The organism is Virgibacillus alimentarius, from assembly GCF_000709085.1.
Taxonomy (GTDB): Bacteria; Bacillota; Bacilli; order Bacillales; family Amphibacillaceae; genus Virgibacillus_B; species Virgibacillus_B alimentarius.
The window spans coordinates 1-26,754 of sequence record NZ_JFBD01000034.1 but is presented as its reverse complement, the minus strand read 5'-3'; the positions used below and the strand labels follow the sequence as shown (position 1 = coordinate 26,754).

Annotated in this window: 26 protein-coding genes and 1 pseudogene; 13 read left to right on the top strand and 14 right to left on the bottom strand. The window is 38.0% G+C overall.

Going from position 1 to position 26,754, the window contains the following annotated elements; all coding sequences use genetic code 11:
- Positions 1-47: 47 nt before the first annotated feature.
- Positions 48-1,481 (bottom strand): MDR family MFS transporter, encoded by a 1,434-nt coding sequence (locus tag GZ63_RS0105920; protein ID WP_029267809.1) that lies wholly within the window; start codon positions 1,479-1,481, stop codon positions 48-50.
- A gap of 236 nt (positions 1,482-1,717) precedes the next feature.
- Here GZ63_RS0105920 and GZ63_RS0105915 point away from each other — a divergent pair, with 236 nt between their 5' ends.
- Positions 1,718-2,023 carry a Na-translocating system protein MpsC family protein gene (locus GZ63_RS0105915; RefSeq protein WP_029267807.1) on the top strand — a complete coding sequence of 102 codons (306 nt, stop codon included), beginning with the start codon at positions 1,718-1,720 and terminating at the stop codon, positions 2,021-2,023.
- 4 nt (positions 2,024-2,027) lie between these two features.
- Here the strand turns inward: GZ63_RS0105915 and GZ63_RS0105910 are convergent, their stop codons facing one another.
- Positions 2,028-3,314 carry a D-serine ammonia-lyase gene (locus GZ63_RS0105910; protein ID WP_029267806.1) on the bottom strand — a complete coding sequence of 429 codons (1,287 nt, stop codon included), beginning with the start codon at positions 3,312-3,314 and terminating at the stop codon, positions 2,028-2,030.
- 481 nt (positions 3,315-3,795) lie between these two features.
- On the opposite strand from GZ63_RS0105910, the gene corA reads away from it, so the two are divergent.
- Positions 3,796-4,746, top strand: a complete 951-nt coding sequence (corA, locus tag GZ63_RS0105905) for a magnesium/cobalt transporter CorA (protein ID WP_029267804.1) — start codon at positions 3,796-3,798, stop codon at positions 4,744-4,746.
- A gap of 263 nt (positions 4,747-5,009) precedes the next feature.
- Here the strand turns inward: corA and GZ63_RS0105900 are convergent, their stop codons facing one another.
- From GZ63_RS0105900 to GZ63_RS0105890, 3 genes are all read right to left on the bottom strand, one after another.
- A complete protein-coding gene (locus tag GZ63_RS0105900) occupies positions 5,010-6,422 on the bottom strand; it encodes an amidase (protein ID WP_029267802.1) in 1,413 nt (470 codons plus the stop codon).
- Entirely contained in the window at positions 6,415-6,597 is a 183-nt protein-coding gene (locus GZ63_RS0105895; RefSeq protein ID WP_029267800.1) for a hypothetical protein, read from the bottom strand. The genes GZ63_RS0105900 and GZ63_RS0105895 overlap by 8 nt, the downstream gene beginning before the upstream one ends.
- Before the next feature lie 337 nt (positions 6,598-6,934).
- Entirely contained in the window at positions 6,935-7,786 is an 852-nt protein-coding gene (locus GZ63_RS0105890) for a transporter substrate-binding domain-containing protein (protein WP_029267798.1), read from the bottom strand.
- 179 nt (positions 7,787-7,965) lie between these two features.
- Between GZ63_RS0105890 and GZ63_RS0105885 the strand changes: the two genes are divergently transcribed.
- Positions 7,966-8,337 (top strand): DsrE family protein, encoded by a 372-nt coding sequence (locus tag GZ63_RS0105885; protein WP_029267796.1) that lies wholly within the window; start codon positions 7,966-7,968, stop codon positions 8,335-8,337.
- Between the two features lie 149 nt (positions 8,338-8,486).
- Here GZ63_RS0105885 and GZ63_RS0105880 read toward each other — a convergent pair whose 3' ends face one another.
- The 3 genes from GZ63_RS0105880 to GZ63_RS0105870 form a co-directional block, all read right to left on the bottom strand.
- Positions 8,487-9,713, bottom strand: coding sequence for a hypothetical protein (locus GZ63_RS0105880; RefSeq protein ID WP_029267794.1), 1,227 nt, complete (start codon positions 9,711-9,713; stop codon positions 8,487-8,489).
- 4 nt (positions 9,714-9,717) lie between these two features.
- Positions 9,718-10,254 carry a DUF309 domain-containing protein gene (locus GZ63_RS0105875; RefSeq protein WP_029267792.1) on the bottom strand — a complete coding sequence of 179 codons (537 nt, stop codon included), beginning with the start codon at positions 10,252-10,254 and terminating at the stop codon, positions 9,718-9,720.
- A gap of 79 nt (positions 10,255-10,333) precedes the next feature.
- Positions 10,334-10,693: an FGGY family carbohydrate kinase gene (locus GZ63_RS0105870; protein ID WP_029267789.1), complete on the bottom strand. Its 360-nt coding sequence runs from the start codon at positions 10,691-10,693 to the stop codon at positions 10,334-10,336.
- A 200-nt stretch (positions 10,694-10,893) separates the two neighbouring features.
- On the opposite strand from GZ63_RS0105870, the gene GZ63_RS0105865 reads away from it, so the two are divergent.
- A complete protein-coding gene (locus GZ63_RS0105865; RefSeq protein WP_029267787.1) occupies positions 10,894-11,577 on the top strand; it encodes a hypothetical protein in 684 nt (227 codons plus the stop codon).
- A gap of 152 nt (positions 11,578-11,729) precedes the next feature.
- Positions 11,730-12,287, top strand: coding sequence for a DUF420 domain-containing protein (locus tag GZ63_RS0105860; protein WP_051681407.1), 558 nt, complete (start codon positions 11,730-11,732; stop codon positions 12,285-12,287).
- Positions 12,288-12,453: 166 nt separating this feature from the next.
- On the opposite strand, the gene GZ63_RS0105855 is transcribed toward GZ63_RS0105860, so the two are convergent.
- The 3 genes from GZ63_RS0105855 to GZ63_RS0105845 form a co-directional block, all read right to left on the bottom strand.
- Positions 12,454-13,893, bottom strand: a complete 1,440-nt coding sequence (locus GZ63_RS0105855) for a polysaccharide deacetylase family protein (protein ID WP_156947685.1) — start codon at positions 13,891-13,893, stop codon at positions 12,454-12,456.
- 282 nt (positions 13,894-14,175) lie between these two features.
- Positions 14,176-15,660, bottom strand: a complete 1,485-nt coding sequence (locus tag GZ63_RS0105850; protein ID WP_029267781.1) for a nitrate/nitrite transporter — start codon at positions 15,658-15,660, stop codon at positions 14,176-14,178.
- Between the two features lie 258 nt (positions 15,661-15,918).
- On the bottom strand, positions 15,919-16,632 hold the full coding sequence (locus GZ63_RS0105845) for a Crp/Fnr family transcriptional regulator (RefSeq protein ID WP_029267780.1): 714 nt from the start codon (positions 16,630-16,632) through the stop codon (positions 15,919-15,921).
- Between the two features lie 202 nt (positions 16,633-16,834).
- Between GZ63_RS0105845 and GZ63_RS0105840 the strand changes: the two genes are divergently transcribed.
- From GZ63_RS0105840 to GZ63_RS0105830, 3 genes are all read left to right on the top strand, one after another.
- The gene (locus GZ63_RS0105840; RefSeq protein ID WP_029267778.1) at positions 16,835-17,155 is read left to right on the top strand and encodes a cupin domain-containing protein; all 321 of its coding nucleotides are present in this window, start codon (positions 16,835-16,837) and stop codon (positions 17,153-17,155) included.
- 293 nt (positions 17,156-17,448) lie between these two features.
- Positions 17,449-18,510, top strand: a complete 1,062-nt coding sequence (locus GZ63_RS0105835) for a guanine permease (protein WP_029267776.1) — start codon at positions 17,449-17,451, stop codon at positions 18,508-18,510.
- A 46-nt stretch (positions 18,511-18,556) separates the two neighbouring features.
- On the top strand, positions 18,557-19,090 hold the full coding sequence (locus tag GZ63_RS0105830) for a phosphoribosyltransferase family protein (protein WP_029267774.1): 534 nt from the start codon (positions 18,557-18,559) through the stop codon (positions 19,088-19,090).
- 59 nt (positions 19,091-19,149) lie between these two features.
- On the opposite strand, the gene GZ63_RS0105825 is transcribed toward GZ63_RS0105830, so the two are convergent.
- From GZ63_RS0105825 to GZ63_RS0105815, 3 genes are all read right to left on the bottom strand, one after another.
- Complete coding sequence (locus GZ63_RS0105825; RefSeq protein WP_029267772.1) at positions 19,150-19,929, bottom strand: SDR family oxidoreductase; 780 nt, start codon at positions 19,927-19,929, stop codon at positions 19,150-19,152.
- 66 nt (positions 19,930-19,995) lie between these two features.
- Positions 19,996-20,634: a GTP cyclohydrolase I FolE gene (gene folE / locus GZ63_RS0105820; RefSeq protein WP_029267769.1), complete on the bottom strand. Its 639-nt coding sequence runs from the start codon at positions 20,632-20,634 to the stop codon at positions 19,996-19,998.
- A 392-nt stretch (positions 20,635-21,026) separates the two neighbouring features.
- On the bottom strand, positions 21,027-21,941 hold the full coding sequence (locus GZ63_RS0105815) for an LCP family glycopolymer transferase (protein WP_029267767.1): 915 nt from the start codon (positions 21,939-21,941) through the stop codon (positions 21,027-21,029).
- A gap of 223 nt (positions 21,942-22,164) precedes the next feature.
- Between GZ63_RS0105815 and GZ63_RS0105810 the strand changes: the two genes are divergently transcribed.
- From GZ63_RS0105810 to GZ63_RS18800, 5 genes and pseudogenes are all read left to right on the top strand, one after another.
- Entirely contained in the window at positions 22,165-22,548 is a 384-nt protein-coding gene (locus GZ63_RS0105810; RefSeq protein WP_029267766.1) for a hypothetical protein, read from the top strand.
- Positions 22,488-23,279, top strand: coding sequence for a membrane protein insertase YidC (gene yidC, locus GZ63_RS0105805; protein ID WP_029267763.1), 792 nt, complete (start codon positions 22,488-22,490; stop codon positions 23,277-23,279). The genes GZ63_RS0105810 and yidC overlap by 61 nt, the downstream gene beginning before the upstream one ends.
- Before the next feature lie 186 nt (positions 23,280-23,465).
- Entirely contained in the window at positions 23,466-23,783 is a 318-nt protein-coding gene (locus tag GZ63_RS0105800) for a DUF3870 domain-containing protein (RefSeq protein ID WP_029267761.1), read from the top strand.
- A 106-nt stretch (positions 23,784-23,889) separates the two neighbouring features.
- The gene (locus tag GZ63_RS0105795; RefSeq protein WP_029267760.1) at positions 23,890-25,047 is read left to right on the top strand and encodes a DUF819 family protein; all 1,158 of its coding nucleotides are present in this window, start codon (positions 23,890-23,892) and stop codon (positions 25,045-25,047) included.
- 36 nt (positions 25,048-25,083) lie between these two features.
- A pseudogene (locus GZ63_RS18800) lies at positions 25,084-26,150 on the top strand (dipeptide epimerase).
- Positions 26,151-26,754: the final 604 nt, after the last annotated feature.

Genomic DNA, 26,754 nt, shown 5'->3' with positions numbered 1-26,754 from the left:
TAAAAAAAGCTGTTAACAGGTAAAAGTTAACAGCTTTTTCATTCGTCTTATCCATTATCTATACGCATCACATTAGATTGTTCTGGATTTTTAATGAAGAATGATATACCAAGACCAACAAGGGAGATGATGCCAGCAACAATAAAGGACACGTTTACACCATGTATCATTCCTTCAACCCCTTTGTCCGGAATGGCACCTGTCGTCATGACAGTTACAAGCAAGGCTGTTCCAACTGCACCTGCTACTTGACGCATCGTATTATTCATTGCAGTGCCGTGCGGAATTAAATCCGGCGGCAACTGATTGAGTCCAGCCGTAGTTACAGGCATCATTACCATAGCAACGGAAAGCATTCGAAATGCATTTAATGTCGCTATATAGGCGAAACTTGTCTGCTCAGAAAGATCAGCGAACATAAATGTCGTAATAACCAAAATCAAAAGACCTATAATGGAAAGCCATTTTGCTCCATATAAATCAAATAATCTGCCGGTAACCGGGTTCATGAGTCCCATAATTGCTGCTCCCGGCAATAAGGCCAACCCGGATTCAAATGCAGTAAAGCCAAGCATATTTTGCATAAGAAGTGGTAAAACAACTGCAGCTCCAATCATTGCAATAAATACTACCATACCTAATGCTGTAGTTAAGGTAAACATTTTATATTTAAATATCCTAAATTCAAGGATTGGCTCCTTTAGTTTCAATTGTCTTCGTATAAACCAAATAAGGGCAATGGCACCGATGCTCATCGAAATAAATACCTGTTCACTAACCCAGCCACTGCTTCCAGCAGTACTGAATCCGTATAACAAGCCGCCAAATCCAAAGGAAGATAGAATGATTGATAAAACATCGAGCTTCGGATATGTTTGTTCAGTAACATTTTTCAAAATAAAATAAGCAATAATAATATCGACAATAATGATCGGCAAAATCATGTAAAAGAGACTTTCCCACGGAAATTGCTCGACAATCCAACCGGATAAAGTTGGGCCAATTGCCGGAGCAAATGCGATCACGAGACCGAACATTCCCATCGCTGTTCCTCGCTTGTTGATTGGGAAAACAAGAAATAAAATCGTCTGCATTAGCGGCATAATAATACCAGCCCCAGCAGCTTGTAAAATTCTACCTATCATTAGAATGGTGAAATTCGGTGCAACCGCACAAATTGCTGTACCGATAGCAAAAGAGCCCATGGCTGAAAGAAATAAGCCTCTTGTCGTAAAGCTCGCAATTAAAAAAGCTGTGACTGGTATCATAATCCCGTTCACGAGCATGAAAATGGATTGCAGCCATTGCGCTGTACTGGCATTTAAGTCAAGGTCCCTCATAATATGCGGGAGAGCAGTACCTAATAATGTTTGATTCAAAATAGCAACAAAGGCACCTGAAAGCAATACAATCAGGACAACAATGAGCGATACCTTACTTCTTTCTTCCCCTGTATGTGTTGTTGATTTCTCTCTAACCATAGATAACCTTCCTTCTTGCAAGCTTTACTTGTTCATTAGCCAACATGTGATAGTACATTTTAACACAACATCTTGGATAACGAAAAGAACTTGATTTGTAATAAAGAAATATCGGCGCGCACCTTGACAGAAGGCATGAACAATCGCAAAATTTGATCCTATCTCCCTTAATGAAACCGCTTTTATTTTCCTATATAATGAACGTATAGAAGCTGTTCTACAAGGGAAGAACATATATGCTGAGAACATCAAAACAAAAAAACGCTATTGATAAGCGTGAAGTTATTCGGATTTACAACCAAATCAATCAGGAAATCTATGATACTGGGATTAGTCAGCAGAAAATAGAGATTTCGGAAAATAGCTTGATGATATTCGCAGTGCACAAACGGGTAGAAGCATTGAAGATCATGCGCGATAACTATCCGGAATTAGTGTCCTATGCGAATACAGCTCTATTTACAGAATTTAAAGCGAAATTAAAGGAAAATATTGAAGATCTTACTGGTATGAATATTTTTATGTTGATGCTTGACGATTGACTTTCTAGGACTTCCCTTTATTATAAAAATCCTTGCGATCTTTTCTTGGAACAAGTCCTCCGCCTGTCGCCCAAGCGATATGAATGATGTTACTCGGGTTAATATGATGTTGATGGATATAATTTGTTTCTAAAATCCTAACTGGCCCCGCGAGTCCGGCTGTTGCGGAAGGTTCCAAGTAAATATTTTCACGATCTGTAAGTAATGTGAGTAATTGATATAATTCATCATCTTCTATGGTATAAATTCCACTGACTAGCTGGCCACTGATCGTTGTCGCAAATTTTGACGGGCGCCCGACTGCTAATCCATCCGCTTCCGTTTTATTATCAATTCCAAAATCCTGCACACACACTTTCTCTTTTTCACCCGTCAGCAAACCGATCAACACAGACGGTGCGTGTACTGGCTCCACAAAAAAACAATGGACATGGTCGCCGAATAGTTGCTTCATGCCGAACGTAATGCCTCCCGGCGATCCGCCAACTCCGCATGGCAAATACATAAACAAAGGATGTTCCTTATCCACATTGATATTTTTCTTTTCCAATTGTTTTTTCAAACGAAGAGCAGCCGTGCTGTATCCTAAAAATAGATGCTGTGAATCTTCATCGTCAACAAAATAGCCATTTGGATCTGCGTGCGTTTTCCTTCTTCCCTCCGTAATAGCCTTACTAAAATCGCCTTCAAATTCATATACAGTTGCACCCTTATTGCGAAGTAAATCTTTTTTCCATTGTTTTGCATCTTGTGACATGTAGACGAATACATTGAAGCCTAGCTTCGCGCTCATGATTCCGATGCTTAACCCCAGATTTCCAGTAGATCCAACTCCAATCGAATATTGCTTGAAAAATGATTTAAATTTAGGAGTGGAAAAAATTTCGTAGTTTGCTCCTTCTGATAAAATCCCAGCATCTTTTGCTAGTTGTTCCGCATGATGCAGCACTTCATAAAAACCACCTCTCGCTTTAATAGATCCAGCGATCGGTAACTCGTTATCACATTTTAAGTATAAATCTCCTTCTACTGGCTTGGAAAATGAACTTTTCATTGAATGGATAAGTTTAAGTGGAGATTCAATGATGCCATTTGTCTCAATGGTTTCGGGAAATTCTTTTTTTATAAATGGCGCAAATCTTTCCCATAAGGATGCCGCTTCCTCGATATCTTTTCTATTTAAAGAAGTTGTGTCGTGTTCCTTTTCATTTTGTCTGGGATTTAGCCAAAAAACCGGTTGTAATTCCATGATCTTCTGAAGCAGCGGGGTCTTTTTCTGATATTGTTCCATCTTTTTTTTGGAAAAAATTCTCCTAACCTCCTTCGTGCAATATTGTTAATGTTAGATTATCACTCACTATAGCATAGTCTATCATACAAATAAAACAACTTCCTAAAAAGCGTTAGCATGGTTAGGCTACAGTATTTGTTTTAGGCAGGTGAACGGTCCTGATTTAAAGGAGGGAATCGACCGGAACGGCTTAATTTTAACCGGTGAGTAGAATGATCAATTGGAGGAGTTACACTTTCAAACGAATGAAAGAAATATCAAACCGCATGGTAATATTTATCAACCGAGATGGAGAGTTATTCACCCGGAGTATGAAAATTGACAACGATATTCGAATTCGTTTAAAATTCTAATAAAAAAACATTCATTCTTACCGGCGTTGTATTACTGCAAGCCGCCAAAAATCCGGATAAAAAAATGAAAGCAGAGAGAGCATCAATAAAGATGATACAGGAATGACTGGTATAAGGAGTATATAGCTATGATTCGAGTCCTGGCAATTACGCATGAAAATGAAAAAATTACTGATTTAACAATGGATAATGTTGATTTCAGTCTTTACAAATGGTGGTGGATTGACTTTCAGCACCCAAGCATGGAAGAAGTAAAAGAACTACAGACTAAACTTCATTTTCACCCACTTGCGGTTGAAGATTGTATACACAGCATGCAGCGCCCTAAACTTGATTATTATGATCATTATGCCTTTATTGCTACACATACAATTGGACCAGAGGCATTTAACCAGCATGAAATTGATTTTTTTATCGGTAATCATTTTATTGTCACCTTTCACCACGAAACGCTGTCTGAAGTTAGCCGAGTATGGAATAATTTACCTGAGGCAAATGAAATTCATATGTGGGATGAATTTAAGGTATTTTATGAAATCATGGATAATGTTGTGGATAATTACTTCCCGATCGTTTATCAGCTCGAAGACCAAATCAATGATGTAGAAGATAATCCAAATAACCTTTCCATGAATATACAGCTTGATACTCTGTTTGCGTTAAGGCATAAACTGCTTGAATTACGTCATACAATCAATCCGATTCGTGATCTATTTTATCGGATTTTGAATTCACGGCATTTAAAAAATTTAATTGAGCATCGTGAATATTTCGCTGATTTATATGACCATCTTTTAAAACTATCAGAAATGGTCAACTCCAACCGGGAGATTACTAATGATATTAGGGATAATTTCATTTCGTATAACTCCTATCAACAAAATAAGGTGATCCAGATTCTGACTGTGATTACTTCTATCTTCGCACCGCTCACTTTTATCGCCGGGATTTATGGGATGAACTTTGTAAATATGCCCGAGCTTGAGTGGCATTACGGTTATTTTATTGTGATGGCTGTGATGTTCACATTATCGGTACTGATGATTCTTTGGTTTAAACGAAAAGGCTGGTTTCGGTAGTTTGATGTGGACTGGTATTTTTTGGTTGAGAAATGCTTATGTAGGGTAAGTTGGCGGCAAAATTTTTGCTGCGCGACTCCCCTCGTTTATTGCTCGTGTTCGGTTTCTTAATGCATGAATCTCCTTCCATATTGCTCAAGTCGGCACGCTTATTGCGCGCGTTCCTTCATGATTGCTCGAGCACTCCTTCCTTGTTACCATTCCACACAAAAAAGCACTTCTAGTAAATGAGCTCATGTTTACTAGAAGTGCTAAACTGATCGTTATGAAACGACTAAACTTGGCCTTCGTCCTTGTAGTGGGTTGGTTTGCTCCAGTGCATATCCTGCGTTCAGAATGCGTTTCTCTTTGAGTGCAGGTCCCATAATTTGCAGGCCTACTGGCATATTACCTTTTGTTCCACATGGTATGGAAAGTGCGGGTAATCCCGTCAAGTTGCCTGGTCCAGTAAAACGGATCATATGATCAATTAAATCTACTTTTTCCCCATTTAAATTAGCAAAATCCTCTCCTATTTTTGACGGAATGACTGGCAGTGTTGGGGAAATAAGCACGTCCACTTTTTCGAACGCTTCGGCAAAGTCCTTTTTTAACTGCCGCCTTACTTGCTGAGCTTGTAAATAATCAACGGCTGATGGGAGTTCCCCGAGTTCGAACAAGAGTCGGATGTCACTTCCAAAGTCGTCCGGCCGTTTTAATAAATTTCGATGATGGATCGTTGACGCCTCTGATAGGGACGTAACGAGTTCCGCCCATTCCGCATATTGGAGGGCAGGAATTTTTACCTCTTCGACCTTCGCTCCTTGATCAACGAGGTTTTGAATATTTGCGCGAACAAGTTTTTCAACCTCTGAATCTACTTGATGAAAGAAATATTCTTCATTAACACCAATCACTAAGTCCTTCACATCTCCGTTAAAATCGGTGAAATTTTCGTTGGGTACATGGAGGGATGTTGGATCATTTGAATCATATCCGCAAATAACCTCCAGCAATCCGGCTGCATCTTTAACCGATTTTGTCATGGGTCCAATATGATCCAGTGACCATGCAAGCGGGAAACATCCATACTTGCTGACCCTTCCGTGTGTAGGTTTTAAACCGACAATTCCACAGGCAGATGAAGGTATCCGTATCGATCCTGCTGTATCTGTCCCAAGCGACGCAACACTCATATCAGCTGCGACCGCTGCACCTGATCCGCCGCTGGATCCTCCGGGAATTTTTTCAGGATCCCACGGGTTCCTGCACGCTCCGTAATGTGGGTTATCATTTGTAATTCCCCAGGCATATTCATGCATATTTAATTTTCCCGTTAAAACAGCTCCAGCATCCCGCAATTTTTCGACGACCGTTGCATCGTAATCAGAGACGTAATCTTGATGAATTTTCGATCCCATGGTGCTGACTTGATCTTTAAAATAGATATTATCTTTGATCCCTATCGGAATGCCGTGATACATTCCCCGGTAATTTCCATTTAAAATTTCCTCTTCGGCCCGTTTGGCGAATATTTCCGCTTCCTCCCTCGCAATTTGAATGTAGGCATTGATTTGTTCGTTCATTTCTTCTGCGTGATCTAAAACTTCTGTCGTTAACTCCACTGGTGATATCGATTTCCCTTCAATAAGACGTGCCAGTTCGTCTACTGTTTTTAAAATTAATTCTTTACTCAATATGATCACCTCCAGGAATATTTCGTAAGCCAATATCAGCATCATCCACCTGAATCGTGTCCAGATCACCTTTGAGTACCTGTAGCCCTTCCCAACGGTCTTTTAAAATCCTCAGATGATCCTCTTGCATCTTAAGACCCTTGTCTTCCAGTAACTCACGAACGGTTAACGACAAACAAACCACTCCTTTTATTCTAAATAATTTATCTCATAGGCAAATGCCTACAAAGATCAATACAAAAAATTCCTTTCATGTTGGAAATTCATGGTTTACATTTGAATGAAAGAAATAGATGCACATAACAAAGGACAGCAGTAATAAAAAGGGTTATTTACGTTTTATAAAAATACTCTATTAAATCTATCACGGTTCATTATAGCAATATCAAAGTAGTTGTCAATGTATTTTCAATAGTCTGTCATTTATTGACAAAAGCTTTTTAAAAAAACGAAAAAATGATCCGTTATCGCCCATCGACAACGATCATTTTTTACATGAATAGCTATAAAACTTACATCCACTCTTCTTCTAATTTTTCAAATTCACCATTTAATTTCATCTCGTCCATCCAGACGTCGATCCAGTTTTGGAAGATAGGATCACCTTGTTGCATCATATAGCCTTTTTGGCTTTTCGTCAGTGTATCATCCCTAAATGCAACGCGAAGGCGTGAATCCTCCTTGGCATACAGATCAGCTTCCACAGTATCTGTGATCATCACATCGAATGTTTCTTCCGCTACCTTGCCGGGAATGTCCAAATTTTCCTCAACAACCGTCACGTCCGCATCTTTTAAATGCGCATCCACGTATTCTTTATTTGTTCCACCTGGATTCACACCTACTTTAACATCAGGCTGATTCAAATCTTCAGGTTTCTTAAATTTATCCTTATTCTTTTTGTGAATGAGAGCTACTTTTCCAAAATCAAAGTACGCATCTGTTAAGTGCGCTGTTTTCTGCCTGTCCACATTTCGGCTAATTCCACCAACTGCAAAGTCAAATTTATCTTCTAGCAGATCATCCATTAAATCCGGCCATGTTGTTTTTACAAATTCCACCTCAACACCCAGATCTTCAGCAAGTATTTTCGCCGCATCAATATCATAGCCTTCAAATTCTTCTGTTTCAGGATTGAAGTAGGTAAATGGTTTATAATCTCCAGTTGTCCCGACACGAATGACTCCTTTATCGATTATTTCCTGTAGCTTGGACGGTGATTTTTCATCCTTATTTTCTGCTTGTTTTTGCTCTTCGTTATTTGCTGCATTTGCCTGATTTCCTTCACTAGACTGCCCAGGAGAACATGCTGCAATGAAAATAAAACATAATAAACTCATAAATAAAACCCTTAACTTTTTCATCTCCAATATCCCCGCTCACCTTTCTACAATTTCGTAATATCGACTATTATATGGGATAAATTCCTATTATTCAAATAATTTTAATTTTTACATTACCCTATCAAACACATTTCTTGTTTTTTATGCTGGAAAAGGTTATCTTATCCCTACAATGATCGTAAAATAAGGAGGCTATCACAATGAATTATGCGGATTTACTGATTACATTAACTGCTCATGAAAGCGATGAAAATAACGTAACCATTGCCTTCACCATGGGTAGTAAGGCACTCGAAAAGGGACATACCGTTGAAATATTACTGTTATCTAATGCGGTTCACCTTGCAGAGAAAAATTATGCGGATAAAATTGATATCGGAGCCCCGTTTAAACCGATCAAAGACCTGCTTCCTACTTACATGGAGCAAGGTGGAAAACTGAAAGTGTGCTCTGCCTGCATGGAGCATAATGGTGTCTCAAAAGAAAATATTGTTGATGGTGCAGAAGTGATCAGTGCAGATTATGTCATTGATGCGCTCATGAATTCCAAGAAATCGTTGCAGCTCAATTAAGAGATGAAAAAATCCTTCCACTAAATATTTCTGTGGAAGGATTTTTGATTATTTCAAGCGTTCTGTGGTCTGAGTGTATATCCAATTTCAATCTAATAGTGATAAATGTTCTCCCTTCAAAATCTGCAAAATGAAGGATTCCAGCAATCTTACATCTCTCCTTTATCCGCTTCTCTTAGTACAGCGGATTTCACGTTACCATCTGACTCATCATAAACAAAGTGTAAATGATTTTTTCCTTCTATATAAATAAGCAAATTGGATTCAGACATTTCATCATACATATCTCGACGTGGTTTTCCTAATGTATCTTTTATTTCTGAAACGGTCATGTGAATGCGTTCCCCAGGAATAATGATCATGGTAACCTTGCCATCTGAGGACTCCAGATGCTTGGGAGCATATCCAACATTGTAACCCGGATAATATAAAACTTTGCCGCCCTCATACCAGTTTTCAAACTGAATTCGCTTATTTTCTTTTCTCATTTTTTTAATATTGTCGTTCAACTTAACAGGTGTGTCAGCGATTCGGCCCGCTGCAGCTTCGTTCAATATCTCTTTCGTGATTTCCCATTCTTCCATTTCTTCTGATTCCTTATAAGGGATGATCGATGCTTCCTCGTCCATCCATGTAGCATAACGATCATGACCGTAATCAAAGCCATTCGGAGGATAAGTTATATCATTATAGATTTCTTCTTTTATTAAGGTTAATTGATTCTGCTCGGCATCAAATTCCAAAGTAGGAAAGTGCCATCCCCCGTTCTGTCCACTTCTATTATTAACCAAATATGCTGTCTGAAGTTTATTATCATCAAACACTTTAAACTCCGTAGTTGATGGAGCTTTAAGATCTTCTGTATCGATCTTCACTAATTCACCATTTTGTAGCATAAACATATATGGGTAGATAAACTTTGGTACTTCATTTGCAAATACCATAAACACATCGTAGCCCTCTACTTCTATTGTATTCTTTAGATGATGATCGATGTTAAATTTCATGTCCAAGGAATCCAGTTGTGTTTGTTTATACGCTACATCACTATTCTTTTCTGCCAGATAAAAATCATATTCTCCAGAAACCACTGGGTCTCCCTCTTGACCAAAGAAACTGGTTTCTTCTAATGACTTTTCCGCTTGATTTTCAGCAAAGAAATAAGCAAAGAACTTTGCGCCATCTACTTCCCCTTCAAAACGAAATAACGCATCTTCCTCTAACGTTGCTTTATCCATTTCAGGTTTTCCTTCTGTTTGAATGATGGGAGCTTTTTCTTTTTCGTTATCATGATCATGATCGACATTTGTAGCTGTTTCACACGCACTTATGAAAGCTAGACAAATCAAACTAAAAATGATGACATACTTTCTCACTCCATTAATCCTCCTTATCTTGTTTCCATCGCTTTTTCCTTCTATATGCTTTTTCTCGTTTAGAGATAATCTTATCCCTATTTGGCAGCTGGTGCTTATGTATCAATTGTTCATCGCTCATATCACTCGGGTTGCCGAATACACACCCTTTTCTCCTAGAAAGCTTTTGACATATCTGGATAAGTTCCGAATCCTTAATTGGAAAATTGATACTTTTATAAGGTTTTCCCGCGTGAATTTCTCTTATTTTCTCCCTCAGCTGGTCCATCAGCACATCTGCTTGAAGTCCAAAAGATTGAATCACAGAATGGTCATCCTTCAAACGCTTTACGGCATTTTCCATTGCACGTTTAGCCCCTCTAAAATTACCGCGGCGGTGATGGTACTGAGAAACTGCAATGGCAATAAATCCTTTCAAGTACGATTTTCTTTCACCCGGAGGATCCTTTAGCCATTCGTCCTCCAAAACCTCATGACATTGAAAATAATCACGGACTCCTTGAAAATAAACCAGGAAATCAATAAATGCCTGTGATTGCATCCATCTCACCTCACTATTCTATAAATCCATCATCATATAATACAAAATTTACTTCATTAGATGATTTTTACTTATCGGTTTAAAGAAGTTCCATAGGAAAAAGAGTGTGGATTTTAGTCGCGCAATAAACCAAGAAAGTTAAGCAATAGAACGATAAACTCAGGCATTCAGGATCTTTAGAGATTGGAATGACATTTTCCATTTGGCCCGTGCATGTAATCATGACAATTTGCTTCGGGTCAACCCCACTTTTCCACCACTTTGAGGTAATTTCCTTTAAACCTTTCCACCAATCGTAGGGGTGTTGTTCTACTTGCCCGCTTGGTCCGAAATGAGTATCGAGCAACGCAGAATCAGTGTGTAACATTTCTGCCTGCTGATTCATCAGCACTCCCTTCATGGAAGATGTTCCAATAGCAAACACAGCAATATATTCCAATGTTATTCCCTTCCTTTTTATAGCAATGCTAGAATAGTATTAAAGTACCTTTCATTTTTATCATTGTCAAGATGATTCTGAATTTTATACTTTATTTTAAAAGCAATACTCTTTTCTTTCTTCTCCATGCTACTCGTGTTTTCATTTAAAATTTTGGTATACTAATAACAGCGATTTTATAAACAGATGGAGGCTAACAAGTGGGCTTTTTTTGGAATAAAAATAAAGATGACTTGGACGAAGAGAATATAGATCAGGAACATTCTCCAGAAGCGAAAAACGAAGTTCATGAGCCGCAGTCAACACCGCGGGTAACACGCAAAGAATATAAGGAGATGAAGCGGTCCAAAGAGGCATCCGAATCTGCTGATCATAAACAAACGATGTTTCGTGATCGTTATGGAAACTTGTTTTTACGATATGTATTACCACCGATCATGATCTATTTAGCATATATGCTATATTTATATGTGAATGGAAATTTTTTAGCTAAATTTTTTGGGAATACTTATTTCTGGATTCTCGATATCATTGTACTTATTTTCTTCACGGCAATTATTGCTTTTGCTTTGTTATATATGTTTGAGCGAATGCCTACATTCACCCATTATTTTGGAGCGATTAGCTGGTTTGCAGCTGTATATTTTTATATTTTCTATTTAATCCATCATGATGCCCGCGGTCCAATTCTTGCTGCAATGATTCTTTTTGTAACAGGCGTTATTCAACTGACACATTGGAATCATTATATCAAGGGAACGTTTATAGTACTTGCAGTTTTATATGGAAATTATCTTACCGCACTTGATTTTCCGGAAGTCTGGCTCATTTTGGGTGTAGGCGGATCAATGATATTGCTTAAACGAAGATGGAAATATAGATAAATACGTACCATTTCCCGTTGGTTAAAAAGGGGGATCGTGTAAATATATTTGACAGGTTTTCGAAACTTTTTCCCGGAAGAGATAGAGGTACAAAAATTATGTTAAACTTTCTTAGTAATATATATTGAAACCTTGAGTTGGAGTGAATACGAATGGATATAAACAACCATGAGGAATACGGCAGGCAAGTAAAAAAACGTAATTACCGTCCGGCAATCATTACGATATCAATCATTTTAATTGGTGCGATTATGATTTTGTCAGGTATGCCCGGCAAAGAAGATTTTGATTTATTCGACGTGACGATCTTGCCACTGATGAATGCTATTTTTAACAGCTTTACCTTTCTATTTTTAATTGGTGCACTTATTGCTATTTTAAAACGAAATGTCAAAGTGCATCGCCGTTTTATTTATGCAGCGCTTGTGACAACTACTCTTTTTCTCGTAACGTACGTGACATTTCACTATTTAGCACCTTCTACTTCGTATGGTGGAGAAGGATTCATGGCAGGACTGTATTACTTTGTTTTAATTACACATATTATCCTTGCTGCAGTGATTGTACCGCTTGTTCTTACAAGTGTGGCTCGCGCGTGGAATATGGAACACGAAAGACATAAAAAAATCGCACGCTGGACCATGCCGCTATGGCTCTATGTTAGCTTCACCGGCGTCCTTGTATACATTTTAATTTCGCCGTATTACTAGGAGCCGTGTTTTTCTCGAGGCGCCAGGTTCCTGCTTCCCACAAGTGCCTTTCTATGGATACTGGCACCACCAGAATTTTGTCAAACAAAAACATAAAAGCATACCAAATAGGGACAGTCCCCCACTGCTTAATCACTTTAGCGTAGTGGGGGACTGTCCTCTTACTTCATACTTCTCCATAGTATGGACCGACGTCATTTTCTTCTTTCAGTTTTAGTAATTGGGATACGGTAACAAATTCATACCCTTCTTCTTTTAGTTTTTTTAAGATTTTTGGCAAGGCATCTGCTGTTGATGAGTGTATGTCATGCATCAGCACAATTGCGTTTGGTGTTGCTTCATTTAATACGATCTTTTCAATCGATTTTGCATCTCTTGATTTCCAGTCCAAGGAATCGATCGACCACATGGCAATTTGAGTATTATGATCTATCGCATACTCCACTACGTCAGAATTAAAAGCACCATATGGTGGCCGGATCAAACCCGGTGAAACCCCAGTAACTTCTTTCAGTTTTTCATGTGTATAGTCCAATTCATCCTTAATGCCCTCCTTATTTAAATTAGGCAGTACCGGATGTCCCCTAGAGTGATTACCTATTTCATGGCCGGCAGATGCAACTTCATAGGCAAGTTCTGGATAATGATCAGCTTGACTTCCGAGCATAAAAAAAGTAGCTTTCGCATCATATTTTTCCAACGTTTTCAACACGCCTGGAGTCACTTTTTCGCTAGGTCCATCATCGAATGTTAAGGCGATATATTTACCATCGGGGTCAAGTTCTTCCCTTTTTTCATGCTCTTTTTGAATGATTTTTTCCTTTTCTTTTTGCTGTTCTTTCGGCATCTTTAGGATGGAATCAATATCATCATTTAAATATACATAGAGTTTTTCAATAGGAATTTCCAATTCGATCGTTCCCGCTGCACCAGCTGCGATTTCATATTCATCGAAGTAGAGGGTCAGGGCTTTTCGATCAAGTGACCATTTCCATTTAGCTGGTTGCTTCAATGTTTCATCAAGTAAGTCATCAAAAATAAACGGTTTTACTTCTTCCTTCTTTTGCAGTTCCTCTTTCACTAATTCTTGAATTTCCGGTAATGATTCCTCATCTATTTCAATAACATTTGATAGTTTCAGAGATTTATCTCGTCCTATATCGACATTGAATACTTTCATTATTTGCTGGCCATTTGCTCCACCTGTATATGTATAGACACGAAAAACAAGGCTATATAGTTCATCCGTAATTTTCTTTGTCTCCACTTGAACATTTAATTCTCCCTGAATTTCTTTCTCTTTTAGCCCTGTTTCTCTTTCCTCCATTTCTTCTAAAAACGTATTCCTTTGATTATTTATCCATTTATCAATGGAAGTATTGATGTTAGTACCTTCTGTTATAGGTTTATGCACAAAGATTCGATATGTATCTGCTTCCTTCGTTTCTATTTTTAACTCTAAATTTGGATACTTGCTGCTAACTACTTCTTCCGTTTCCTCTGATTGAACCGGCTTATCTTTCATTTTATGAATCGTTGCATGCACGAGTTTATTAATACCTAGTGTGGCCAAAAATACGATTACAACAGTAACGAACCAACTCAAAATTTTCCTACGCCTTACCACAAAGCAAGTCCCCTTTATATCCTTATCTAGCAAAATAGGTTCACAAAAAATAACCCCTTTCTATATTACAGAAGTGTTACAAATATTTCAATAGAATGATGGGTGCCTGTCACTTCCCGATTGTAGTCAATTTATGTCGAATTTGCGTTGTGACCTTTAAAAAAAGTATGGCTCAACCGCAGTAGCAGCTGAGCCATAATTTTAAAATAAATATATCATTCGACAAAATTCGGGAAGTGACAGGCACTAATTCTCCCCCGCTTACAATTCCGAAAACATTCCTGCGTAGTATTGGACTTCCCCTTTGCTGTTTTTTATTTTGTTAATGCTGAGCCATTCTTTGTATATATCTCCATTTTTGCGTTTATTCCAGATCTCGCCTTCCCAGTGGTCATTTTTTTCAATGGAATTCCACATATGATTATAAAAGGCCTTATCATGTTTTCCTGATGATAACAGTTTTGGTGTTCTCCCGATAGCTTCTTCTTTCGTAAATCCCGTTACGCGTGTAAAAGCTGGATTTACGTTTTGAATAATGCCTCGCTTATTCGTAACCATAACACCCTCCGCTACACCTTCAATAATATTTCTTTCCATGGACATCCGATCACTATAATACATAAAAATAACAATGATAAAGCTTGCCAGTGCCAGTTCCGAAAGCAACATAAAAGCAATGGAATATTGGCCAGTGATATTATAAACCGCAGTCAATAATAGCGGAGGGAAGAAGCCGCCAAGTCCTCCCATTGCAGAGACAATGCCGTTGACAACGCCGGCTTGTTTGGAAAAATAAAGAGGTACCAATTTAAATATGGTTCCATTTCCAATTCCGATACTTACACCAACAACTAAAGCACCGATTGTGTACCATTCAATAGTTGGTGAGAATGAAAGCAGCACACCTGATAAGGCTACACCTAAGAAAGTAAACATCAAAATGATAAATGCATTGAATTTATCCGCCAACCACCCACCAACCGGCCGGATAAAAGTTGCAAGCGCGATAAAGCCTGCAGTCCGCAGACCAGCATCAACTGGGGTAAGATGAAAGTCATCTACAAGCGTACTTGGCAAAAATACAGTAAATGCCACAAAAGCGCCAAATGTAATAAAATAGAATAAGCTCAAGAACCATAGTGTCATATTTTTGTACACGCCACTAATTTGTTTTACCATCGACTGTTTAACTTTCACTTCTTTTTTATCCCCTAGCAGGAAATTTAACAAAGCAAATACAAGCAACAGGATTAAAAATAAGCGTACAGTATTCACCCATCCAATCGATGCTGCCAGCACAGGAGCAGCAAAGGTTGTTAGTGCTGTACCTACGTTTCCAACACCATAAATTCCGTTAACAAGACCATGTTTTGCTGGCGAATAGTATTTAGGCAAAGAGGTAACACCAATTGAAAATGTAGCTCCTCCTACCCCGAGTATGAGTCCGCCGATAACGAGGTCGATGAATGAATTTGCCTCACTGATATAATAAACTGGAAACAATAAGATCAAAAAACTGATGACGAACATGTTTCTTGCCCCAAACCGGTTTGTATAAAAACCAATGGGGATTCTTAACAAAGATCCGAGTATAACAGGGATAGCTGTAACGAGTGACACTTGTCCTGGGGTTAATGTAATGTCTTCCTTAATACTTGGCATTAAAGAAGAGATAATCACCCAAACCATAAATCCAGCAATCAGACTTGACGTTTGCAGGGAAAGTTGAACATTTGCCTTTTTCATCTTCATTCTCCTATCTTCGCTTTACTACTATAGTTTCGTATTTACTTCATTTTAAACGAAAATAATTTTATACAAAGTGAAGTTAGTCACATAAAGGATGAAAAATAATAAATGGATGGCATTATGTTTGCATAAAGGGTGTGATATTTTTAACTACCGAAGAACTAGATGTATGATTTAATAGATACATCACATTGGAAAAAAGAAGCGCCTGAGCAAACCGAAAGAAGGGAGCACAGTGGCAGCTCCCCCCTTTTTTTAATTGATATTACAAACTTGAATAGGACAAAGCTCACAACCGATTTCATTTCTTAAAAATGCAATATCTTTAATGAGAATTTCCCCTTTTTTAGTCATTGCAATCACATCTAGATTTCTTAAATCGGTCAGCATTCGATTGATACTTTCACGCGTTGCTGAACAAAAATTTGCCAGTTCTTGATTTGTCAGTACGAGGTCAATTAAAATACCATCGCCTTGTTTTTTGCCAAAGCTGTTTGACAAGCGAATAAGTGTAGAATATAGTGCGCCTTTCTTCCCATGCAATAATAAATCCCTAATCTTTAATTGAAATTTGCGCATGTGATCACTTATCCATTTCATAAATTCAAAAGTCAGTGCACTATTTGTCATTAGCTCTCTTTCCAATTTCTCTCTGTTGATTACGAGCAACTCACCGGGCTCTATTACTTTAGCACTTAATAAATACTGAGGATTGTCACTGAACACGGTCAATTCACCAACGATATCGCCCTTTTTACATATTCTTAGTGACAACTCTTTTCCATCAGACGTGAGTAATGCGATGTGAACAAGCCCCGATTTTAATAAGAAAATTTCATTAGCATCCATACCGCTGTGAAAAAGGTATTCATTTTGCTGTTTTTTCATTGGGGTTCCTATTTCATTTAATAACGTATATAGCTGTTTGGAAATTACATTGTTTTCATGTGAATAGGCGAGCATTTCCATCTGCACGTTACACACCCCTCTCTTTCGTTGTCTATTACCATTTTATCATTGAACCATCTGCCTTTTTAGTATTGAAAACCGACAAAAATGTGAATTTATTCATTTTAATTTCCGCAAACACAAGCATTTTATAGTTAGGTTAGACCACTTATCGTGTAAAGTGGAATGTAGAACAGTTCGTATAACAAAGGAGATGAACCAAATGGAAAAACAGACCATTAAAACAGCTCAGAAATTCGATAAAAAGAGCTTTACGAAAAAAGACGTATTTCGAACAAAAAACAGCATAATGTTTATGCTTAATTTTTTGCCAAACCAGCAAATGCCTGCCCATAATCATCCGGGTTATGAGTTATATTTGCATGTGGTCCAAGGGGAAGGAACCTTTACCATTAACAAAGAGAAAGTTGATGTCGTAGAAGACGACGTTATTCATTGCGGGAACGATGAAATGATCGAATTTACAAACACTGGTAGTGAAGCAGTATCCATCTATGTGACGATGAGTAGGTTGAATCGATAAGGAAGGAGAAGCACTTTTAGAATTTTTGTCGAATTGTATATACTGAAATGTCAAATTTGCTCATAAATTAGACAAAGAAAAATTCTGGTCCACAATAAGATGATAATAGACTTAAAGCGTCGGAGAACGGTACCTGAAAAGGAACCTGCTCCGACCTTTTATATTTTCCGACAATATTCGGGTGGTGCCAGGCACCATACTCAAAAGTTGAACATTAAACAGATTAATGTTATTATTGTTCGGTATTTAAGAAATATTTTTTCGATCTATTCTACTAAAAAAGGGGAAACGAGATGGATATTCTAAAGGATATACTTGCAGCAATAAGTGGTGTGCTTAACGGTCTTCCTCAAGGTTTGCTTGCCATGACATTCGGCTTTGCATCTGTTCCCACTGCTCTTGCCTTCATTATTGGTGCGTTCGGAAATACATTGACGAGCAATGTCGCTGTCATATCATTTCAGGCAGAGACAATTACGGTAGCAGGAACAATGGGGAAAAATATTCGGGATCGCTTATCAATGATTTTCTATGGCGCACTCATAATGCTTATCATAGGAATGTTCGGAATTCTAGAGAAAATCATAGATTGGATTGGTCCAGTCATTACAAACGGTATGATGGCTGGAGTTGGGATTATGCTTGCAAAGGTGGCCTGGAATATGGCTAAGAATGATCGCATCGTCGGTATTTCTTCCTTTGCCAGCGCGCTTATTACGTATATTGCAACAAATGATCTTGTTTATACGATTACCATTTCCGTTATTTTATCCAGCTTCATTTATTTTTTCATACAAAAAGAGAAACCTGGTGCTGGTAAAAATGCAACACAGGAAAAATTTATCCTCCAAAGGCCTAAACTAAGCCCGACGATTATTCGTGGATCCCTAGCGATGGTTTGTTTGAATATTGGTGCGAATATTGCCTTTGGAAAAATAAATGCCGATATTGCAGATTCTACGGTAAATATAGATACTATCACCATTATCAGCAGTCTAGCTGATATGGGATCTGCTCTTGTTGGCGGTGGTCCAGTGGAAGTTGTTATCTCTGCAACTGCCAGCGCTCCCCATGCAGTCTTTGCTGGTGTTTTAATGATGGGACTCATGGCTATTATTCTTGGCATGAAATTATTACCTAAAATCGGTAAATATGTACCAAGCGCTTCGATTACAGGCTTTTTATTTGTCTTAGGTGCTATTGTTACATTGCCTAACAATGCAGCTTCTGCACTTACTTCTGGAGGTGAGTCAAGCATAATTGGTGGTGTAACCATGATTATCACCGCTATTTCTGATCCTTTTTTAGGGATGTTGGCTGGCGTTATCATGCAGTTTTTACTCGGTATTTTTTAAATGTAATAAAGATGAAATTGGATAAATAAATAGAGGTGGTTGACAAATGAAAACTTATGAACTAAAAGTAGCAGGGGTAACACGGAAACTGCCGATTGTCCCTGTAAATGAGAACTTAAAAATAGCAAGTTTTGTTATTTTAGGAGATACGGAGCTTGTTATTGCAGCAGCTCCTGCTCTTGCTGAAAAATTGCCTGAGGTGGACGTTCTCGTTACAGCAGAAGCAAAAGGAATTCCGTTTGTCCATGAAATGACAAAAGGGATGGGAATGGATCGCTACGTTGTGGCCAGAAAAAGTGTAAAAACTTATATGGAAAAACCGCTTGTTATCGAAGTTTTTTCCATTACAACGCAACGTAAGCAATTATTATTTCTCAGTTCACAAGACGCTGAATATTTGAAAGGAAAACGTGTTGCGTTAATCGATGATGTCATCAGTTCTGGTGAGTCCATCAGCGCACTTGAGAAGTTAGTAAATAAAGCTGGTGGGGCCGTTGTGGCTAAGGCTGCTATTTTAGCGGAGGGTGACGCTGCAAGACGCGATGATATTCTTTACTTAGAAGAGCTCCCTCTCTTTTAATGGACTTTTATTCGACAAAATTCGGGAAGTGACAGGCACTCATACAAAAAAGCCCTATCCTAATTATAGGAAAGGGTTTTTCGTTTGTTTTGGTTTGCAACATGGACTCCGCCTGCAGCTGAAACGACACTTCCTGTAATCATGTCGGAGTCTTCCTCACATAGGAAGCCTATAAGACGTGCCAGATCTTCGCCTGAACCTGGACGGCCGACAGGAGTAGTTGTGTCTTCGATTGTTCTAGCTGTATCGATATCCGCTTCTTTCATTTTTCCAGTAATATCACCGGGCGAAACCATATTAGCGGTAATCCCGTTTTTCGCCTCTTCCGTCGCAATACTCCTTGTCAATGAAACAAGTCCTACTTTTGCTGCGCCGAATGCAGAACGATGCAACCAAGCCGGACAGTGTTCTGCGTCCTGAAATCCATATGTGATAATTCGGCCAAATTGCTGTTCACGCATGATTGGGATAACTAATTTAGAGAAATGGAATACGGAACTTAAATTCCCTTCCAACATCTTATACCATTCATCATCTTCATAATCTACTAATTTCTTTTCTTCAAATACATAGGGACCTGCATTATTAATCAAGTAGTCAATTCTTCCAAACTTTTCTTTTGCTTGCTTTACAATTTTGACAATGTCCTCTTTTTTCGTTACATCCCCTTGAACAAATTGCAATTTATCATTATAGGTTTTCCATTCTTCTTTTAGTGCTTCCACTCTTTTTACATCACTCAGATAATTTACCGTTACGGAGCAATTATTTTTCAGAAAATGTTCGGTTACTTTTCTGCCAAGTCCTTTGGAGCCGGCTGTAATAATCGCATGCTTCACCACATTCACCTACCTACATTGAACTAATTCTTTGACTTGAAACTGGTCTAGCGTTCATGTGCAACCTTACCGATCAAGAAGTGATAAAAATTCTTTTCGTAGCTCCGGATTGTCTGTAAAAAGTCCTTTTGAAGCGGTTGTCGTTGTAGTGGAATCCTTTTTCTTAATGCCTCTTCCACACATACACATATGTTTCCCCTCGACTACAACCATCACACCAAGGGGGGTCAACACTTCATCCATGGCACTTGCAATCTGGTTTGTTAGTCGTTCCTGCACCTGGAATCTTTTAGCATACCCATCTACCATTCTGCCAATCTTTGATAACCCAGTAATTTTTCCATTTGGAATATAACCAACATGAGCAACCCCAAAAAACGGGGCAAAATGGTGCTCACATAAAGAATAAAATTCGATATCTTTGACAACCACTAGTTCATTGTGATCTACATCAAAGAATTTCCGCAAATGCTCTCTCGGGTCTTCCCTGTATCCTTCCGTATATTCAAGATGCGCTTTAAGCACTCTAAACGGCGTTTCTTCCAGCCCCTGGCGGTTAGGGTCATCACCGCATAATGCAATTAAATCTTTTACAGCATCCATGTAATTTTGTGACTGGAGCTTTTTTTCATCCTTATCAATAGAATACTTTTCAAACAGCTCATGCAGTTTTTGATTAATGATTTGATTATCAGCCAATTTCATGATATATACCTCTTCTCTATCATAAAAGAAAAACCGGATTTTACATACCCCACCCGATTCCACTTTACTATCTTGTTTTGACTCTAGCATAGTGTATTTTTTTTTATAAAAGTCAATAAAATAACTCAAAATAAAGGAAAAGCTTTGAAAAATAATTTACATATTCCCTTTAATCTGTAAAAACAGGAAAATACTGTAGAATGATGCTGAATATCCACTATAAGGAACTGATTTTTTATACCTAAACGGAAAGAAAACAAACATTTTGAACAGTGTTCAATTCCAGCATTTTCGTCGATATTTCCCGGGAAATGATGTTTATTGTCATTGATTTTGAAAAATGATCCCTTTTCACTTAGCAAAAACAACTTCGAAGCAGGGAGCATTTCGATCTATCCATTGGTCAACATGTCATGCACTTTTTGTCTTTCATCCTCAGGTACGATTAAGTAAGATTCACCATCAATATATGTTTCGTTACCCTCTATATAATAATTTATAATATTTTTTCTGGTATTTTTATACTTCGTGAGCAATTTTTTGATGTCATCAAAATCCAAATTGGCAGCCATATTTCGTCCTAACGTATGGATTAATTTATTAACCTTTGGGACAGTACCAACCCTAGCTCCACGGCTGATTACACCTTGAACTACTTTACGCTGACGTTTTGTTCTTCCAAAATTTTGATTTGGATCTTCTTCCCGGTCCCGAACAAAGTGACTTGCCTTATCACCATCCAAGTCGATTAAACCCTCTTTAAAAGAATATGTTCCATCATTCCATTCCATGTCATTTTCAACGGTAATACCGCCCAGTTCATCAATGAATTCTTCAAAACCAGTCATATTCATACTGACATAGTAATCGATATCAACTTCAAGAAAATTTTCCATCGTAGAAACAGATCCTTCTACCCCGTTATACATATAGGCATTACTCACCCTGTCATTAATATTTCCATCAGCGATCTGAGTTCTCGTACTACGCGGAACACTAATGAGGCGCATCGTATCTTTTTCAGGTTCTAAAGAAAGAATCATCATCACATCTGTACTTTCTTTGCCATCTTCTTTTTTGACGCCCATCAATAAAATATTTAAAGCTCCCGCAGCTTTTATTTTGTTTTTGGAATCATTTGGGTTAATTGCTTCCACAGGCGAATATATTTTATTGTTGATTGTGTTTTTGGCATTATAATACACCACTGAAGCATACACTCCACTGCCAAGCAAAAAAAGAAAAACGATAATAAATATGATGACTAACCAGTTTTTTTTCGGTACTTTTCGTGTTGAATTTTTCATTGAAGCACCTCAATCAACTTAAAATTGCAAAAGCGTACAAAATATTTATATGTAAGAATACAACAAAATTCCCGCCAGGTAAACGTTTTTTACGATAATTACGTAATATTTCAAAAACATTTCTTTGTAAAATGAAAAAAATCGACAAAAACCGGGAAGTGACAGGCACCTTGAAAGAATGTTACAATAATTGTTAAATTAGTTACGGAGGAGGTGAATACAGATGGTTCTTGATTTGTTAAATGAGTTTATCAATGGTACGTCACCATTTTATTTCTATTTTAATTTGCTTTGGGCTACGGTGGGGGCATTGCAGTTAATCCATTTTAATGTGCACCAATTCATGAAGTACCGCGAACTTCACACTAAACATTCGGCTAAAGTTCAAGTTGAAAAATTTGCGACCGATGAACCCATTGTAGAAAATTTAGAAATTAGAAAATGGCTTACAAACAAATTTAAGCGAATCGAAGCGCCTGATGATGATACGGACAGCGATTCCTTCTCTTTTTTCACCAAAGCTATTGAAAATAGAGGAGGACGAGAATGGAAAAACGTTCTGTATTCACCGTTTTTAAAAAACATAGCTTTATCGGCATCCTGTTAGCCTTATTCATTTTATCAGGTTGTTCTGATTTACATGAACCAATCAACGAAAATACGTCAGGATGGTTCAATCATTATTTTGTCTATCATTTTTCAGTTTTAATTAAAAGCTTAGCTTCTTATCTCAATGGAAGCTACGGACTATCCATTATTATCATTACATTGGTCATCCGCCTTGCGGTTATGCCATTTATGCTGAAACAAACGCGTAGCAGTATCGAGACACAGGACAAAATGAAAATTCTCAAACCTGAAATAGATGCGATTCAAAAAAAATATAAAAGTAAGAAAGATCGTGAATCACAAGTCCAGATGCAGCAGGAAATGATGCAGCTTTATCAAAAGCATAATTTTAATCCACTCGTATCTTTTGCGGGCTGTCTGCCGTTGCTCCTGCAATTCCCAATTCTAATCGCCTTCATTTATGCGATTCGAAGGACACCGGAGATAGCTTCACATCGTTTCTTATGGTTTGATCTAGGCCAGACAGATATCCTGCTCACACTTCTTGCTGTAGTCATTTACTTTATTCAATCGAGAATATCCTTAATCGGACTTGGTCCAAAACAAAAACAGCAAATGGCGATCATGGGAATTATCTCGCCAGTCATGATTGGCATTGTGTCTCTGAACGTACCAGCAGCATTACCATTATACTGGGCCGTTGGAGGTTTATTTATCATCATACAAACACTTATCTCTAAGAAAATATATTTATCCCATGCAAAGTAGAGAATCCACGCTGACGCAAAGTCATGGAACTAAAGCATCCCGAATACAGGTTGAACCAGCTTGGTATTCGGGATTTTTTCTGACCTTCTTTCATTCGACAAAAATCGGGAAGTGACAGGCACCATAATTTATGGTATAATTCAAGCAGTGAAATCGCATACATTATGGTGGATGGGGATAGTTTGAATGTTTGATGAGCATACGATTTATGTTGTTGGAGATGCGAAGGCTCCCTCCAATAATCCAATTACATTGAAATACAGTAGCCTCTTCATCGGATTTGTTGTTGATACACGAAAAGATGAGATTGTTGATGTGGAGAGTTCAACAACCATTGACTTAACAGCAAAATTTATCCGCTCTTTATTAATAGGCGAAACATTTACAGATCCAGATACAATTATACAAAAGATTGAATCCCGATATTTCGGTTCATCTCAAAAAGGTTTAATTGTAGCATACAGGGATGCTGTAAAAAAGTATAACCAAATTAAAAATTCATAATTGCTGCTTTACCTTTAAACAGGGTGAAACCCAGCATGGAACAATATTATTAATATTGCTCCATGCTGGGTTTTATTTTTAAAATTTTATATTAGGGGGATTTGCTATGATTCAAGATACTTTTTTATATCTTAGTGTACTCATTGCACTTGCAGCTGTGATCGCGTGGTCAGAAAAGACTTCATCCAGCAAATTTTTCAAATATGTGCCTGGTATTGTATTGCTTTATATTGGCGCGGCTTTGCTGCGTACTTTCGGAATTTTCGGTGATACAGAACCGATCAGTGAAACAAACAGTAATCTTAGAGGTATACTTCTGCCGGCCATGATTGTACTCATGCTGCTTAATTGTGATTTAAGAAAGCTAAAAAAACTTGGGCCAAAAATGCTGCTTGGGTATGGAACTGCAGTTGTTAGTATTATTGCCGGTTTTACCATTGCTTTTCTCATCTTCAGCAGCTGGTATGCACCGGATACTTGGAAAGCATTTGGGGCTCTAGCAGGAAGCTGGACTGGTGGATCTGCCAATCTTGTAGCAGTGCAAGGGGTTCTTAATGTTCCTGAAAATATCTTTGGTTATGTGCTTATTATGGACACGGTCAACTATTCCGTCTGGGTCATGTTTATGTTTTGGCTTGTACCCTTTGCTGCAAAATTCAACCGTTGGACAGGTGCAAAAACAGACCATTTGGATAAGATCCAGGTTGAACTAGAAAATGAAACGGATGATAGGCGAATCGGATTCCCTCAAATGATGTTGTTATTAGGACTTGGCCTCCTTATTTCTGCAGTATCAATCAACCTTGGGGAGAAATTGCCAGAACTTGGTACCGTTATCAATGCTACGACCTGGACGATTACAATCGCTTCTGCAGTTGGATTGCTACTTGCAATGACGCCTGTTTCAAAAATTGCCGGGTCTTTGGATATTGCGAATGTGATGCTATACATTATTATTGCTTTAATCGCCTCACAGGCTGACTTTACTCAGCTATTTCAAGCACCTATTTATATACTGAGTGGGTTCGTTATAATGGCTGTTCATCTAATTGTTATGCTTTTACTAGCCAAATTATTTAAGCTTGATTTGTTTACACTCGGTATTGCCAGTTTGGCTAATATCGGTGGAATGGCATCAGCACCAATTCTAGCCGGAACGTATAATCGTTCATTAATCCCAGTTGGTGTTTTAATGGCATTAGCTGGTTCTTTTTTAGGAACTTATTTTGGACTGCTGGTTGCACAAATTCTATCACTTCTATAGATAGATGCCCATAAACTGTACATGAGGAGGACAACAATGATTACAGATATTACAATCGAAACGACAAAACATGAATTAAAAGAACCGTTCATAACTGCGGTGCGCAGTGTGAGTGAAATAGAAACGTTAACCGTCCATATTGAAACGGATGAGCAAATTCGCGGGGTAGGAGCTGCCTCCCCCACTTTAAAAATTACAGGGGATTCCTTTGAGAGTATTCAAGGTGCTATTCTTGGACCAATAAAAGCAGCAATAATTGGAAAACCCCTACAATCGATCGAACTACTATTAACGTTAGTACGTGATTCCTGTGTTGGTAATACAAGTGCTAAAGCTGCGGTTGACATCGCTTTATATGATTTATTTTCAAAAAAATATGATATTTCTCTTTATCAATATTTAGGTGGTTATCGCAATAAAATAACTACAGACATGACATTAAGCATTGGAAAAGAAGCAGATATGGCAAGGAAAGCAACAAGCCTGGTAAACGATGGTTTTCAAACGTTAAAAGTGAAAATCGGTGGAACATTCGAGGATGATTTATTACGTATGAGAATGCTTCGTCAAACAGTTGGAGAGGACATTACACTGCGCATTGATGCAAATCAAAATTGGGATGTTAAAACGGCAGTTCGTTTTATCAAAGCTTTGGAAAGGGAACAATTAAATATTGAATTAATTGAACAGCCTGTTCAAGCGGCTGATTTCGAAGGCTTAGCTACGTAACCCAACATGTGGAGACACCAATTATGGCGGATGAAAGCCTCTTTTCAGTAAAAGATGCACTTCGCCTTATCCAAATGCAAGCATGTGATTTATTTAATATCAAATTAATGAAAACCGGAGGAATCCGCGAGGCTTTGGCAATTGCTGACATTGCCGAGACGGCAGGTATCCCATGTATGGTTGGCAGTATGATGGAATCCCCAATCTCTGTTTCCGCCGCCATTCATCTAGCATGCGCCCACCGAAATATCCTTTATGCGGATATGGATGCACCACTATGGCTTAAAAACATAGACCAAATCCTCGCGGCATCTGGCATTAGATACAGCGGACAACACATCAATTGCCTCGATAAACCAGGACTGGGGTTTTAAGTTAGGGTGCCTTTAGGGTGCCTGTCACTCCCCGAATTTTGTCGAATAATTTTCGTGTAAGTTTAAAAATCCCAAGTATAGGAACATACTCGTTTATACTTGGGATTTTCTCTAAATAATGAGCTTCTATTTTTCTGAAATTCATTCATTATCATTATCTAACGTTACTACATGACAATTGTGTTCCAACGGTATAAAAGAACAGTCACTGAATGAGTACCATGGCTGCCAACCTAACCATACACATGAATGACAAAAACCCCTATCTCATTTGTGGATAGAAAAACTCCTCTGCATCTTTCATTACTTGATAGGATTCATCCACTCTAATTCCTCCCTTTAACAGGATTATACCATTTTCTTAAAAAATGCCCTGTTCAAAGCAAACGCAAACCTTTATAAATGATTTACATTTAACCGATTAAAACCCATCTGTCACTATTAATTAAGCGACAGAACACGAACATATATTCCCTATAATTTCAAACACAGGATTTGTGTGTTTTCACCAAAAACGATTTTATATATGTTATAATAAAGAGTTTTGCATCCAACCCCCCATGATGATATACGAACATATATTCCCTATAATTTTAAACACAGG

Excerpts from the sequence above, each read along its gene's own strand:
- GZ63_RS0105920 (WP_029267809.1), bottom strand. The coding sequence starts at position 1,481 with ATGGTTAGAGAGAAATCAACAACACATACAGGGGAAGAAAGAAGTAAG.
- GZ63_RS0105915 (WP_029267807.1), top strand. The coding sequence starts at position 1,718 with ATGCTGAGAACATCAAAACAAAAAAACGCTATTGATAAGCGTGAAGTT.
- GZ63_RS0105910 (WP_029267806.1), bottom strand. The coding sequence starts at position 3,314 with ATGGAACAATATCAGAAAAAGACCCCGCTGCTTCAGAAGATCATGGAA.
- corA (WP_029267804.1), top strand. The coding sequence starts at position 3,796 with ATGATTCGAGTCCTGGCAATTACGCATGAAAATGAAAAAATTACTGAT.
- GZ63_RS0105890 (WP_029267798.1), bottom strand. The coding sequence starts at position 7,786 with ATGAAAAAGTTAAGGGTTTTATTTATGAGTTTATTATGTTTTATTTTC.
- GZ63_RS0105885 (WP_029267796.1), top strand. The coding sequence starts at position 7,966 with ATGAATTATGCGGATTTACTGATTACATTAACTGCTCATGAAAGCGAT.
- GZ63_RS0105875 (WP_029267792.1), bottom strand. The coding sequence starts at position 10,254 with ATGCAATCACAGGCATTTATTGATTTCCTGGTTTATTTTCAAGGAGTC.
- GZ63_RS0105860 (WP_051681407.1), top strand. The coding sequence starts at position 11,730 with ATGGATATAAACAACCATGAGGAATACGGCAGGCAAGTAAAAAAACGT.
- GZ63_RS0105850 (WP_029267781.1), bottom strand. The coding sequence starts at position 15,660 with ATGAAAAAGGCAAATGTTCAACTTTCCCTGCAAACGTCAAGTCTGATT.
- GZ63_RS0105845 (WP_029267780.1), bottom strand. The coding sequence starts at position 16,632 with ATGGAAATGCTCGCCTATTCACATGAAAACAATGTAATTTCCAAACAG.
- GZ63_RS0105840 (WP_029267778.1), top strand. The coding sequence starts at position 16,835 with ATGGAAAAACAGACCATTAAAACAGCTCAGAAATTCGATAAAAAGAGC.
- GZ63_RS0105835 (WP_029267776.1), top strand. The coding sequence starts at position 17,449 with ATGGATATTCTAAAGGATATACTTGCAGCAATAAGTGGTGTGCTTAAC.
- GZ63_RS0105830 (WP_029267774.1), top strand. The coding sequence starts at position 18,557 with ATGAAAACTTATGAACTAAAAGTAGCAGGGGTAACACGGAAACTGCCG.
- folE (WP_029267769.1), bottom strand. The coding sequence starts at position 20,634 with ATGAAATTGGCTGATAATCAAATCATTAATCAAAAACTGCATGAGCTG.
- GZ63_RS0105815 (WP_029267767.1), bottom strand. The coding sequence starts at position 21,941 with ATGAAAAATTCAACACGAAAAGTACCGAAAAAAAACTGGTTAGTCATC.
- GZ63_RS0105810 (WP_029267766.1), top strand. The coding sequence starts at position 22,165 with ATGGTTCTTGATTTGTTAAATGAGTTTATCAATGGTACGTCACCATTT.
- yidC (WP_029267763.1), top strand. The coding sequence starts at position 22,488 with ATGGAAAAACGTTCTGTATTCACCGTTTTTAAAAAACATAGCTTTATC.
- GZ63_RS0105800 (WP_029267761.1), top strand. The coding sequence starts at position 23,466 with ATGTTTGATGAGCATACGATTTATGTTGTTGGAGATGCGAAGGCTCCC.
- GZ63_RS0105795 (WP_029267760.1), top strand. The coding sequence starts at position 23,890 with ATGATTCAAGATACTTTTTTATATCTTAGTGTACTCATTGCACTTGCA.